This is a genomic window from Shewanella sp. KT0246 (genome assembly GCF_019654955.1).
Lineage (GTDB): Bacteria > Pseudomonadota > Gammaproteobacteria > Enterobacterales > Shewanellaceae > Shewanella > Shewanella goraebulensis.
This window is the reverse complement of record NZ_BPEV01000023.1, coordinates 1-14,024: the sequence shown is the minus strand read 5'-3', so window position 1 is coordinate 14,024 and position 14,024 is coordinate 1. Positions and strand designations below refer to the sequence as shown.

Annotated in this window: 11 protein-coding genes; 1 reads left to right on the top strand and 10 read right to left on the bottom strand. The window is 39.7% G+C overall.

From position 1 onward, the window contains the following. Positions 1-437 precede the first annotated feature (437 nt). Positions 438-2,951, top strand: coding sequence for a TonB-dependent receptor (locus K5Q58_RS12660; RefSeq protein WP_220754296.1), 2,514 nt, complete (start codon positions 438-440; stop codon positions 2,949-2,951). A 68-nt stretch (positions 2,952-3,019) separates the two neighbouring features. Here K5Q58_RS12660 and gloA read toward each other — a convergent pair whose 3' ends face one another. The 10 genes from gloA to K5Q58_RS12610 form a co-directional block, all read right to left on the bottom strand. Beyond that, the gene (gene gloA, locus K5Q58_RS12655) at positions 3,020-3,430 is read right to left on the bottom strand and encodes a lactoylglutathione lyase (RefSeq protein WP_220754295.1); all 411 of its coding nucleotides are present in this window, start codon (positions 3,428-3,430) and stop codon (positions 3,020-3,022) included. A 359-nt stretch (positions 3,431-3,789) separates the two neighbouring features. Beyond that, entirely contained in the window at positions 3,790-5,022 is a 1,233-nt protein-coding gene (locus K5Q58_RS12650; protein WP_220754294.1) for a cytochrome C, read from the bottom strand. Positions 5,023-5,284: 262 nt separating this feature from the next. Then, positions 5,285-5,917 carry an endonuclease III gene (gene nth, locus K5Q58_RS12645; protein WP_220754293.1) on the bottom strand — a complete coding sequence of 211 codons (633 nt, stop codon included), beginning with the start codon at positions 5,915-5,917 and terminating at the stop codon, positions 5,285-5,287. 31 nt (positions 5,918-5,948) lie between these two features. Beyond that, on the bottom strand, positions 5,949-6,644 hold the full coding sequence (locus tag K5Q58_RS12640; RefSeq protein WP_220754292.1) for an electron transport complex subunit E: 696 nt from the start codon (positions 6,642-6,644) through the stop codon (positions 5,949-5,951). Then, positions 6,637-7,272 carry an electron transport complex subunit RsxG gene (gene rsxG, locus K5Q58_RS12635; RefSeq protein ID WP_220754291.1) on the bottom strand — a complete coding sequence of 212 codons (636 nt, stop codon included), beginning with the start codon at positions 7,270-7,272 and terminating at the stop codon, positions 6,637-6,639. The genes K5Q58_RS12640 and rsxG overlap by 8 nt, the downstream gene beginning before the upstream one ends. Positions 7,273-7,305: 33 nt before the next feature. Continuing rightward, positions 7,306-8,355, bottom strand: a complete 1,050-nt coding sequence (rsxD, locus tag K5Q58_RS12630) for an electron transport complex subunit RsxD (protein WP_220754290.1) — start codon at positions 8,353-8,355, stop codon at positions 7,306-7,308. A gap of 2 nt (positions 8,356-8,357) precedes the next feature. Beyond that, the gene (rsxC, locus tag K5Q58_RS12625) at positions 8,358-10,763 is read right to left on the bottom strand and encodes an electron transport complex subunit RsxC (RefSeq protein WP_220754289.1); all 2,406 of its coding nucleotides are present in this window, start codon (positions 10,761-10,763) and stop codon (positions 8,358-8,360) included. Further along, positions 10,757-11,374: an electron transport complex subunit RsxB gene (gene rsxB / locus K5Q58_RS12620; RefSeq protein WP_220754288.1), complete on the bottom strand. Its 618-nt coding sequence runs from the start codon at positions 11,372-11,374 to the stop codon at positions 10,757-10,759. The genes rsxC and rsxB overlap by 7 nt, the downstream gene beginning before the upstream one ends. 2 nt (positions 11,375-11,376) lie before the next feature. Next, entirely contained in the window at positions 11,377-11,955 is a 579-nt protein-coding gene (gene rsxA, locus K5Q58_RS12615) for an electron transport complex subunit RsxA (protein ID WP_220754287.1), read from the bottom strand. A gap of 124 nt (positions 11,956-12,079) precedes the next feature. Continuing rightward, positions 12,080-13,981, bottom strand: coding sequence for an EAL domain-containing protein (locus K5Q58_RS12610; RefSeq protein WP_220754286.1), 1,902 nt, complete (start codon positions 13,979-13,981; stop codon positions 12,080-12,082). Positions 13,982-14,024: the final 43 nt, after the last annotated feature.

Sequence of the window (14,024 nt, the reverse complement as noted above, 5' to 3'; positions counted from 1 at the left end):
AAAGGCCAAATCACTCTGTCTCAGTGCAGGCCTAGGTTTCAGTGTTTCAAATGGTGAAAAGCTTAAAACCTGAATCAAAACTGAAGAAATTTGGATTAACATCATCAAGGTTCAATATATTTGTGTGATCCATATCACACTTTTAGCTTTGGGTAAGTTTTAAAAATGTTATTTGTGACCTAGATAATAATTCTGCTTTAAAGGTGTTTCTCTAGTTTATTCAACTGAAATACTAAAGTAATAATGTTTTGAGACACCCGTCACTTAATTTGCTTTACAAACCTACCGCATAGTTATTAACAAAAAACGACTCAAAAGTTACAAGTTAGTGGTTTGACGAAATATCTCTGGTTATTCAGTATCTAGTCCAACGCAAATTTAAATACTTATTTAATTGCGTAAACAGAATAAGAAAAGATATCACCAGGGAGCAACAAATGATTAAAAGATCTAAAATATCAAACAGCATAAATGTGGCGTTATTAGCCTCAGTTTCTGCTGCTTCAGCTGTTTCAGTAAGCGCTTATGCTGAAGAAGAATCTGCAAATGTAGAAAGAATTGCAGTTACAGGCTCCCGTATTCAACGTCAAGACATGGAAACTGCTTCGCCAGTGACTGTTATTGATGCTGCTGCGATTCGTTCAGAAGGTTTTACAACGGTAGATGAATTACTACAAGCTCAAACATCTATGGCTGGTGCTGCAGTTGGTTCAAGTACCAACAACGGTTCTGACGGTGTGGCTCAGGTTGACCTTCGTGGTATGGGTTCACAACGTACATTAGTATTGCTTAACGGCCGTCGTATGGTTAACTCCGGCTCTGGTGCTGATAGTGCTGTGGATTTAAACGCTATCCCAGTTGCAATGATTGCACGAGTAGAAATTCTAAAAGATGGCGCTTCAGCAGTATATGGTTCGGATGCGATTGCTGGTGTTGTGAACATTATCACTAAGAAAGACTTTGAAGGTTTCCAAGTAGACGTTCAAGGCGGCATGACTGATAAGAGCGACGGTGAAAACGGCGAAATCAGTGCTCTATATGGTTTTAACACTGAACGTGGTAACTACACCATTGGTGCAGCTTACTCTGAACGTAAAGGTGTTGTGCAATCAGACCGTGACTGGACAACTCCAGGTGATAGCTCATTCATCCCAGATGGTTCTTTAGGCGGAATGGTTAAAGATGAAAATGGTAACTGGGTAGAGCGCGGTGAAGGATATGACTACACTCAAGATAGTTTTTATCAAACGCCAAGTAAGCGTTACAGTTTATTCGCTAATATGACCCAAGAGCTGGGCAATGACTTAATCCTTACAGGTGATATTCTTTATACCAAACGTAAGTCTAATCAGCAATTAGCACCACAACCTGCCAACTTAACTCTTGATGTATGTGAAGCAGGTGATGATCCAGCAACATGTTTCGAACTTGATCAAAATATGATTGATGCAGGTATCACTGCAGATGATAAAGGCCAAGTTAATTACAGAAAACGTATGAATGACGTCGGCCCACGTGTTTATACTCAAGATACTGACACTCTACGTGTATCTGCTGGTTTAGCTGGTTATGTTGATGTTAATACTGGTATGGATTGGGATATTTCATACACTTACGGTAAAAACAAAGCTAAAACAGCCGTTGAAAACTCGATTAATGCATCAATCATGACAGATGCAATTTATGCAGATCAAGATCCTTGGTTAACTGGTCAGCCTATGACTGACCAAGCGTTACTAGATAGCGTTGCTTACACTGAAGAGGCTGATGGTGGTAACGAACAACATGTTTTCTCAGCAGGTCTAACTGGTGAATTGTTTGACTTAGATGCTGGTGCAGTTGCTTTTGCAATCGGTGCTGAATACCGCTACGAAAGTGGTTACTACAATCCTGACCCAATTGTTGTTGCCGGCGATAGTACAGCCGCACAGCAGGATCCAACGGATGGTGATTACAGCGTTATCTCTATTTTCCAAGAAGTGAGTGTACCGTTTACTGAAAAACTAACCGGTGAATTCGCATTACGTTTTGATGATTACTCTACATTCGGTAATGCATCAACTTGGAAAATTGGTTTAACGTACGAAGCAACAGATGACTTAATGATTCGAACTGTAGCTGCGACTGGTTTCCGTGCACCAAGTGTTAGTGAGCTATACGGTGGTAATTCAGGTTCATTCGATTACTTAAATGATCCTTGGGGTAATGAGCAAGATCCACAAATCTTGGTTAACTACACATCTGACGAAGATCTACAACCAGAAGAGTCAGAGTCTTACACAGCTGGTTTAGTTTACTCACCTAGCTACGTAGATGGAATGTCATTAACTCTTGATTACTGGCGCTTTAAAGTTAAAAACGCAATTACACGTCTAGATACTCAAGCAGGTCTTGATGCATGTTATGGTGGCGACCAAGCAACTTGTGAATTATTTAATATCGGACCGAATGGCGATTTATCTAACCTAACAAACTCGTTAACTAACGTAGGTTATCAAGATACAAGCGGTATTGATTTCAACTTAGCTTATACTTTCGATGCGCTTAACTTAGATTGGACTATCAGCAACGATACGACTTACTTGTTGAACTTTGAACAAGATGGCATTGACTACACTAATACTATCGACGGTAACTTCGGCGCGTACGCCCAAGTTCGTAACAACTTTAGTATTAAAGCAGGTCAAGACGATTGGAGTGTAATGTACTTCAACCGTTATATCGGTGAAATGGATGACTTAAGTGCTGGCAATAAAGTAGATTCAATTCTTTATCACAACGTTTCAGCTAGTTACTTTATCAATGATAGCTGGATGCTAAGTGCTGGTGTTAAGAACTTAACTGATGAAGAGCCATCAAGAGTTTCTAACGGTAGTGACGGTGGTACAGTACCAGAAGTTTACGACACAATCGGTCGTACTTACTTTGCTGGTGTAACAATGAAGTTCTAATCGAGCTTTAGAGCAAAAAAGCCAGCGTATGCTGGCTTTTTTATTGTGTTTTATTCATTAAAAGCTAATTAACCTAAGCCTTCGCTCATGGCTTTCTTTTGGATTAGTTCGATTTTATAGCCGTCAGGATCTTCAACAAAAGCGATTTCAGTACTACCGCCAGCAACAGGGCCAGGTGCGCGTGTAACTTTACCGCCAGCAGCGGCAATGGCATCACAACGCTGATAAATATCTTCTTCACCAATAGCAAGGTGACCAAAGCCATTACCTAAATCATAGCTATCAGTGCCCCAATTATAAGTTAATTCGATCACAGCTTGACCTGTAGATTCTTCGCCAAAGCCAACAAAGGCGAGGGTATATTTATATTCGGCATTCTCAGATTTTCTGAGTAATTTCATTCCCATCACTTGAGTATAAAACTCAATGCTGCGGTCAAGGTTTCCAACACGGATCATTGTATGAAGTAATTGCGACATAAGGTGCTCTTTAATTATTACTAGGGTAATTTTTGTTAGCATAGCAAATTTCTATTACAGTTAAAAAATTGATTTTAACTAGAAAATTATGGTTTCAGTTCACATAATTGTGGCTTAACACTGGGAAAATTATCGATACTCGCTAAAATTAAATTGTATTCATTTGGAGACTATAACAATGACAACAGAATTAAAAATGGCTCTTGGTACCTCAGTCGTGATCGCAATTTGTTTCAGTGCTTTTTTTGTATCTTTGTTTTAATAACGTTGACCAAATAGCCATAAAAAAACCGCTTAACGCGGTTTTTTTGTGTCTTAATTTTAGTCATTAAAAACTGCCTGTTCCATAATCAAAACTGTTATTTTGACCAAGTTACTTCAGCTAATTGATTAGTAGCCGTTTGATGAATAATTAAGCCGTTTTTGCCCATTCTCATATGTCTAATTAGCCCTGAATAAACGCCTTCTTTACTTGGAATTTGCCAGCTCTGCATCTTCTGTGTTTTTAAATTAAATCTCACTAAGGTTTCTGGTCTTTTAGCTGACTCATTAAACCAAATTGCGCCGTCAGCATATTCGATAGCATAAGGGTGGCTATCTTTTCCACTTGGAGTATTCCACTCCGAAATTTCGCCTGTTTTTGGATTGTACTTACCTAATTTACCCATGCCAGAATTTACATAATACACCATGTCATCAGATGTAATGGCGAGACGGCGAGTATGAGTTTCCTTTCCTGGTAGCGTAATTTCATCTAATGCCATAGTTTGTTTATTAACTTTAATGAGACAGTTAGAGCCATTGCATGACACCCAAGGTGTGCCATTTGAGTCCAGTTTAATCCCATAGGGGCGAGAGTTTGGCGTGGGTAAAGAGACTAATTGAATATCACCAGTGCTTGGGTCTAACTTACCTATCATATTACTGTGTTGTAATGTAAACCAAAATAAACCTTTATTATCGAACACACCAGTGTGAGGATCTCGCGCATTTTTATCTGGCATCTTGAACACTTTGAATGTTTCAGTGTTCAGATCTAAATAACCAACTGTTCCGTTCTTATTACCCAAAAACCATGGTCTGAGATCTTTATCTAACGAGACACTGTGAGGGTAGGTACCATCTGGTAGCGTATACTCTTTCAAATCGCCGCTTATTGGATCAAGTCGACCTAGAATATTACCCCATTGTCCTACCCACCATATAATCCCATCTTTGCCTTGAACAGGATCTCGCGCTCTTTGACCCAATGTAGGAACCTGCCAGTATTTAAACTGCAGCTTCATATCGCCTTCAATGACCTTTGATGCACGTTTATCGTTGATAGGGTATTTTTCAGCGAGATATTCACTAATTTGATTTAATTCTTTGTTTGAAGCATCAACATCGACCATGTAACTAACAAGAGAATTCCAATCTTGTTTACTGTAACCAGAACTTCGCTCAAGATTACTCACCCTGTGGCAAGTCGAACAAAGTTGATTAACCGTATTCTCAAGCTCATTACTGATAACTGACTTAGGGGATAATGCTAAAATTAATAATGACCCAATAGTTGGTAGGTTGCTTTTTGATAGTTTGAGAAGTGTCATTAGTTAACCTCAGTGTTCGGTTAATGCCATTTAAAGTTGGTATTTAGTTTGAAATAATTACAGTTTTAGTTAATTGCTGCCTAAATAAACAATAACTAATTTACACACGAAGTTTTGTAATTGGTCAAGTTTTATTGAAGATAGACTAAAGATTTTTATTTAGGAGGGTTTACCTAACGAGGGGTAAACGCCTCTGAAGACTACTGGGAGTAGCTGCTGATTCAAAGGCGCTTTTATGGTACAAATTAAGTTCGATATAAAACTAGTCTATTTTATCCTTAAACTCGCACAAGTCTTCAATGATGCAGCTACCACAACGCGGTTTTCGAGCAATACAGGTATAGCGTCCGTGTAAAATAAACCAATGATGTACATCCACTTTAAATTCAGCAGGTGTCACTTTAAGCATTTTTTCTTCAACTTGATCGACATTTTTACCCATTGCAAACTTAGTGCGGTTTGCCATTCTGAAAATATGGGTATCGACTGCAATAGTTGGCCAGCCAAACGCGGTATTTAATACCACATTTGCGGTTTTGCGACCAACTCCAGGTAATGCTTCTAATGCTTCTCTATTTTCTGGGACTTCGCCATCATGAAGGTTAATCAGCATTTCACAGGCTTTAATGACGTTAATGGCTTTGTTGTTATATAAACCTATGGTTTTAATGTAGGTTTTAAGTCCTTCAACACCTAAATCAAATATCTGTTGAGGTGTATTGGCTACAGGAAACAACTTGTCGGTCGCTTTGTTAACACTGACATCGGTTGCTTGTGCTGATAGTGTCACTGCAACGAGTAGCTCGAACGGCGATGCAAAGTTAAGTTCTGTTTCCGGCTTAGGGTTATTATCCCTAAGCCTTGTCAGCATTTCATAGCGTTTTTGTTTATTCATTTTATTTATTCGTTATTTTTTAAATTAAACATTAGCTAACTTTGGTGATCCTAGCGCGGGCAATAGTTTCTACCGCTTGCTGAGGTTTACGTTGTTCAATTTTTGTATCGATTACATTCTTAAGCGCAATAAGTAACCCCATCGCTATAAATGCACCTGGGGGTAACATGGCGAGTAAGAAGGGGGTGTCGACATTGAATACTTGAATCGTTAGCGAACTTGCCCAATCACCGAGTAACAACTCGGCACCATCAAATAATGTGCCTTGACCCAGTAATTCACGCATGCCGCCTAAAACAACTAGAACAGCAGTAAAACCGATACCCATCATTAATCCGTCATAGGCAGCGCTGGTGACATTATTGCGTGATGCAAATGCTTCAGCTCGGCCAATAATGACACAGTTAGTCACGATAAGTGGCAAAAAGATACCTAATGATAAATACAGTCCGTAAGCATAGGCGTTAATGAGTAATTGTACGCACGTCACTAGGGCTGCAATGATCATGACAAAAACGGGAATTCGAATTTCTTTTGGTACAAATTCACGTACTAAAGAAACCAATACATTGGAACCAACCAAGACAATTAAGGTCGCTAAACCTAAACCTAAGGCATTAGTTACTGTTGCCGTTACGGCAAGAAGTGGGCACAAACCAAGGAGTTGTACTAAGCCAGGGTTATTTTTCCAAAGTCCTTGCCATGCAATTTCGCGATAATTAGTCATGTTCACGTCCACAATGGTTAACGGTGTTATAAAGCGTTTCACGGTTTTGGCTGACAAAAGTAAGCGCATTATTAATCGCTTTAACATAGGCGCGTGGGGTGATGGTTGCACCTGTAAACTGATCGATATCTCCACCGTCTTTTTTTACGGCGAAAGGTTTAGCGTCTACATCAAATGATAATCCGCTAAAACCTAATACCCAATCTGATTTGCGTAATTCAATTTTATCACCCAAGCCCGGTGTTTCTTGATGGGTTAACGTTCTCACACCCAATAACTCATTATCATTATTGACACCCAAAATAATTTTTATATCGCCGTTGTATCCATCTGGTGCAATCGCTTCAATCGCAATAGCAACAGGTTGTTGCTGCATTTTTGCAATATATACAGGTAGGGCTTCATCTGTCCCCAAAAACTCTTTATTGGTGACAAGAATGCAGTCTTCGGTTAATTCATTATCATGCAAATCAGTGGGAATGATTTGTTCTAATACTCCTGCGAGTTGCTTTCGTTGTTGCTCGATAATGCGATCTTGAGTAAAAAAGTTCACTGAAGCGACCAAGCCAGTGCAACACAGTGCAAACAGGGCGAGAATGAGGCCGTTTCTAGTAATAATATTGAACATGTTTAATCCTGTTTGAAACCAATACTTTTGGGCTTAATTACCCGCACGATGACCGTATGAACGTGGGCGGATATAATAATCAATAAATGGCGCGCACATATTGGCCAGTAACACTGCAAAAGCGACAGCATCAGGGTAACCACCGTAAGTTCTAATCACAAAAATGAGCACACCGATAATCGCACCGAATAATAACCTTCCACGGGTACTGGTCGCCGCTGTGACAGGATCGGTTGCGATAAAGAATGCGCACAACATGGTGCCACCAGAAAATAAGTGCAACATAGGACTGGCATGAGTATCTGGGTTGAGTAAGAAACCGATACCGGCGCAGACAAATATGGCCAGTAATATACCGGTACTGATATGCCAGCGGATCACCTTGAGTTTAAGCATAATTAAGCCGCCAGCAAGGTAGGCTAAATTCACCCATAACCACCCAACACCGGTCATGCCATCAAATACATTTCGCTGTAAGCTCTCGCTACTGGTCATTCCCATGGATAAATCTGTTTTAAAAGTATCAAGCGGAGTCGCCATGGTGTGACCATCAATAGCGATTCTGAAATGATCTAAACCAGCAGAACTAAATTCAAAAATATGGGCAAAAGCTGCCACTATGCCAACATGATTAGCGGCTAGCTCAATAGGAGCAACCCAGTTAGTCATTTGCAGTGGGAATGATACTAGCAATAAAACATAAGCCGCCATGGCGGGATTAAATATATTGTTGCCCAAACCGCCATATAAGTGTTTTACGATCACGATAGCAAAGCTGCAACCAATGACTGTCATCCACCAAGGGGTAAGTGGGGGAATGGCAACTGCAATTAATAATCCAGTGACGAGGGCGCTGTTATCAGATAAGGCATTTTTAATCGATTTATTGCGAAGCTTCATAATTGCAGCTTCAGCGACTAAACACGTAACTACTGCGATGAGTATTTGAACTAAAGTACCCATACCAAAAAAGTAGACTTGCGCTAAAATACCAGGAATAAGGCATAAAGCGACACGTTGCATAACTTTATTAGTTTGTAAGCTAGTGCTGACATGTGGAGATGATGCAATTTTAAATGCCATGATTATTCCTTTTCACTCAACTTTTGTTGATTTGCCAATTTTTTCGCTTTTGCTTTGGCAACAGCTGCAGCAATTCTTGCTTTCTTGTCATCAACTGATTGAGTGATGTCAGGTGTTTCTATTGTTTTTGTCGCTTGGCTTTCTTTAACTAGATTATTTTCTACTAGATTGTCTTGTGCTATTTCAGCAACTGTTTCGTTTTCAGCATTTAGCTGAGCTAATTTTTTCGCTTTAGCTCGAGCGACAGCGGCAGCGATTTTAGCTTTTTTTTCATCAACAGGAGCAATGATTGTTGCATTTTCGCTTTCTAAATCAGTCTCAGCATTCTGTTGTGCTAATTTCTTAGCTTTCGCGCGCGCAACAGCAGCGGCAATTTTCGCCTTTTTATCATCAACGGGTTCAGTGCTAGGAGCATCAGTGCTTGTATTAATATTCGCATCAGCAACAGTGTTACTAACATTTTCATTGATATTTGAATCAGTATTTTTCTGAGCTAATTTCTTAGCTTTAGCCCGTGCTACAGCAGCGGCAATTTTCGCCTTTTTATCATCAACGGGTTCAGTGCTAGGAGCATCGGAGCTTGTATCAATATCAGCCTCAGTAGAGTTACCAACATTTTCATTGATATTTGAATCAGTATTTTTCTGAGCTAATTTCTTAGCTTTTGCCCGTGCAACAGCAGCGGCTATTTGAGCTTTTTTATCATTTGCAGCTGGTTGAACTTGATTGTCAGACGTCGACTTGTCTTCAACAGAATCAGCAGTTTCGCTTGATTGATTGGCAAGCTTTTTAGCTTTTGCACGCTCAATGGCAGCTTTAACAGCTGCTGATTTTCCGTTTGCAGGTTCTTGTTGTTTAGCTTGCTCGGCTGCTTGTTTTTTGGCTGCAACACGTGCCATGGCTTCAGCAACGGTATTTTTATTGCTACTAGCATTGGCTGCGGCTTTACGTTTTTCTGCTGCTAATTTGGATTTTTCTTCGCGTGCACGTTTTTCATCATCTAAACGTTTTAAGCGTGCTTCGAAACGTACTTTGGCTTGTTCAGCTTGTTGTTTCTCTTCTGCTTCATTCTTTAACGCGGACTTCGCTATTCTGTAATACTCTACTAGTGGAATGTCACTTGGGCAGACAAAACTACAACAACCACATTCAATGCAGTCCTTTAAGTTAAAGCTAGCTGCTTTGTCGTATTCTTCAGCTTTTGCATGCCAAAATAATTGCTGAGGCAATAACAAGGCAGGGCAAGCAACCGCACATTCACCACATCGTATACATGCTTTCTCATCAACTTCAGGCGCTATTTCATGAGCACTAGGTGCAAGAATGCAGTTAGTGCCTTTTAATACTGGTACATTATTATCTGGCAGGGCATAACCCATCATAGGGCCACCGATGATGACTTTCTGATTATCATCGGCAGAAAAGCCAACTTGAGACAGGGCGTGTTCAACGCTGGTGCCTATAGGCAACCAATAATTGCCTGGTTGTTTTATTTGTTCGCCCGTTAATGTTACTAAACGTTCTATAAGCGGTTTACCCTGCAGCACAGCATCTTGAATAGCATAAGCCGTGCCTACATTGTGCACGACAATGCCTTGCTGAGCTGGAATACTACCCGTTGGTACTTCACGTCCAGTAATGATTTGTATTAGCTGTTTTTCACCGCCAGAAGGGTATTTGGTCGGAATAACAGTAATTTTTACAATGTTTTGTAAGTCATCAAACTGATTTAAACATTGCTGCATTGATGCGCAAGCTTCTGGTTTATTGTCTTCAATGGCGACAATTATGCGTTGCGGTGTAAGCAATTGATTAATGACCTGAATGCCTTTAAAGATTTCTAATGCATTTTCACGCATTAATACATCATCAGATGTGATGTAAGGCTCACATTCAACGCCATTGATAATGACTAAATCAATTTCACTGGCAGGATTCAGTTTAATGTGGCTTGGAAAGGTTGCTCCGCCCATGCCAGCAATACCCGCTTGTTTTATTTTTTCTAATATTTGCTGATTAGATAACTCTTCTAAAGTTGATGTTTGATACTCAATTTGCGCATCTAATTCGTCATTATCAATAACGCAGGTCAGGGTAGGTAAACCAGATGCGTGGTTACTTGCTTGTAAACTGATTTCATTCACTACCCCTGAAACAGGTGAGTGCACTGGTAAATACATAAAGCCTTCGCCATCAGTTAACTTCTGGCCTTTAGCGACTTTATCTCCGACGTTAATACTCAGCCTTGCGCAGTCACCTACTTGTGGTAACGGAATACGATATTGCTTGGCAGGCGCAATATGGGCCGTCGATGTCTGATTTGATAATGATTTTAATTGCGGCGGATGGATCCCTCCAGGAGAGTGCCATAAAGTCCCTTTATCAATTTGTTCTAATAAAGTTAGCACTGAGAATCCTCTTTTACTTCAATATCTTTTTTGCTCACGTTAATTGTGACTTTTTTATCTTCTACGACTGTCACAGGAATACTGGCCAATTTCCAATCCCAATTTTTAAGATTTTGCGCTACAGGGATCATATCGATACAGTCAACTGGACATGGCTCTACGCATAAGTCACAACCTGTACAGTCCTTGGTAATAACGGTGTGCATGAGTTTGCCGGCACCTAAAATGGCATCGACAGGGCATGCTTGAATACATTTAGTACAACCGATACATTCATCTTCACGAATGTAGGCGACTTTTTTAACGCTCTCCTGCGCGACTTCATTTAATGGCTCAGGGTCAACGCCCATCAGGCCTGCAAGCTTTTCCATTGTGGCTGTGCCACCAGGTGGACATTTATTAATATTATCGCCATTAGCAATAGCTTCAGCGTATGGTCTGCAACCAGGATAACCACATTGACCGCATTGAGTTTGAGGTAATAATGCTTCGACTTGATCAATAATAGGGTTGCCTTCAACTTTAAATTTAATTGAAGCGTAGCCAAGAATTAAGCCAAAAATGAGTGCTAGGATTGTCAGCACTATGACAGCAATTGCAATACTCGACATGACTATTTAACCAGCCCCGCAAAGCCCATGAAGGCTAAAGACATTAAACCGGCAGTTATCATCGCAATGGCGCCACCTTTAAAAGGTACTGGTACATCAGCTGCGGCGAGTCTTTCACGCATAGCGGAGAACAATACTAATACTAAAGAAAAACCTACAGCAGCGCCGAAGCCATATACCGCAGATTGAATAAAGTTGTGGTCTTCATTGACGTTTAATAACGCGACACCTAACACGGCACAGTTTGTGGTGATCAAAGGCAGATAGATGCCTAATGCTCTGTGCAAAGAAGCACTGGTTTTTTGTACTAGCATTTCAGTGAATTGTACGACTACTGCAATAACAAGAATAAAGCTCATTGTCCGCAAGTAAGTTAAATTGAAAGGCTGGAGTATAAACTCGTTAGTGAGGTAACTTAAAATAGACGCAAGGGTCAATACAAACGTGGTAGCCATCGACATTCCGATAGCGGAGGCAAGTTTGCTAGATACCCCCATAAAAGGGCATAAGCCAAGAAATTTTACTAAAACGAAATTGTTAACCAGTACTGTGCCGATTAACAGCAAGAGATAGTCTGTCATTACTACACTTTTCTATTTGAGATTAGCTATATTATCTAAGGTTTAGGCTTGAGAAACAACGGATAAAAAAAAGGGTTATGTAAATAATAACCCTATTTTGGAAGATTGATCTTACATTGATTATTTATTTATCTGTTTTAGCGATAATTTCAGGTCTAGCAATATAATAACCTTGGAGTCCATCCACCAACATTTTCTCCAATGTGAGTTTTTCATCTTGTCTTTCAACACCGGTAGCGATGACTTTTATGCCAATACGACGTGAAATATCAACAATCATTCTGACAAAGAACTTGTTGTTATTGTCTTGGTCAATCCCTTCACTGTAGCTGCTGTCTAGTTTTATGACATCAGGTTTAACTTCGCGGAAAAATTTAAACGAGGAAAAACCTAAACCAAACTGCTGTATGGCAACTTTAGCCCCTACTTTATGCATTTCATGAACAAAACGGCGACTTGCGGTGACGTTTTTTTGCATTCCAGATTCATTTACTTCAAATATAAGTCTTGCAGAAGTAGTGCGGTGGCTAGACAAAATATCTCTAAGCCATGAAACAAAGACTTCTTGCAGAGCTGAAGATGCGCTTATGTTGACACCAAAATTGCCGGTTAAGCTTGGATTTGCATTGAGTAACTGCAATGTGTGAACAACAATCATTTTGTCTAAATCAACGTTTAATCCGTGACGTTCCGACATTGCTATTACACTAGCTGTGGGTAGGTTTGAGCCTTCTGTATTAAAGAAACGCGCATAGAGCTCACGATATACATCCACATGATTGTTGCACGGTAGAATAGGCTGCTGAAAAAATTTAAGCCCTTTGCGGTTAATTAATTCATTGATAGTGACTTTCCAGTGATCGTCCCCTAATTGTTCATTACCAGAGAATTTTTCGAGAATATGATAACGATTTGGGCCAGAGGTTTGGGCGATACTTACAGCGGTATCTGCCAATGTTAATAATGCATGGGTGTCACTGTTACTTTCAAATGGCACCATGCCACTATGGGCAATACTGTCTGGTTCAATTGTTTGAGCGTATTCATCTAAATAGCCTTTTAAAAGTATTAAAAATTTTTCGGCTTCTTTGACCGTGATGTCTTGAATGAAAAGGGCAAAGTCACTGCTAGATACGCGGTAATATTCATTAACACCGAATTTTGCAGCTGCACGGCGAATGCATGCTGCTATTTGGCTTAAATATTCATCGCCAGCCTCACGACCTTGTAATTGATTAATACTAGATAATTCTGCAGCCTTGATAATCGCCAATACGCCAAATTGTTGTTTATCTGATTGGCTAATTTTCTTAATGTGTTCATTAAAGCGGCGGCGAGTGGAAAAGCCTGTTACAGGGTCTTGGTTGGCTGCTTTTGCGAGTAAGTTATTTTCTTTATGAAAATTATCGATGCTGGTTTTTAATTCCATACGACTTTTTTCTAAAGCTAAACCGATAGGTTTTAAAGATCCTCTAAGACGAGAGGTCTCAACAGCTTGAAAGCTTAAGTTGGGAACTTGCTCAATATAATCACAGGCATATTTAATTCCTCTGCGGTGAATAGCCATTAAAACAGCGAAACTTATCATTATGATTAAATAAGCAAAGATCGTCAGGGTTGCCGCTTTTTCCAAATTAACAAAACTAGTTGAAATAACAGACTGGGTGCTTAATCGAACTTGCAATCGACCATCAGGGAAAGACTTGGTATCACTTAATTCTATCTTAAAAATTTTATCTTCAAATTCGTCATCACTTTTCGCTAAACTGCCAAAAGTGTAATTGAGCTCACTGTCATTTGAGTGAATGTATTGAAAAAATTTAAAGGTGAATGTTTTCGATAATTCTTTATATAAGGCTTCGCCGTCTTCATTCCATTCGGTCATTTGATTAAGATGCTGACTATAATTTTGAATAGCCAATGAACCTTGGAGTTGCATTTCCTTATTTTCTAGATCATAAATCCGATAAAGAAGAAGTCCAAAAATCACAAACAGAACTAATTGGAATGATTTTGATAAGCCCATGAAGAGTCCGTTTCCTGTAATAATCTGGTGTCATTATATGTTT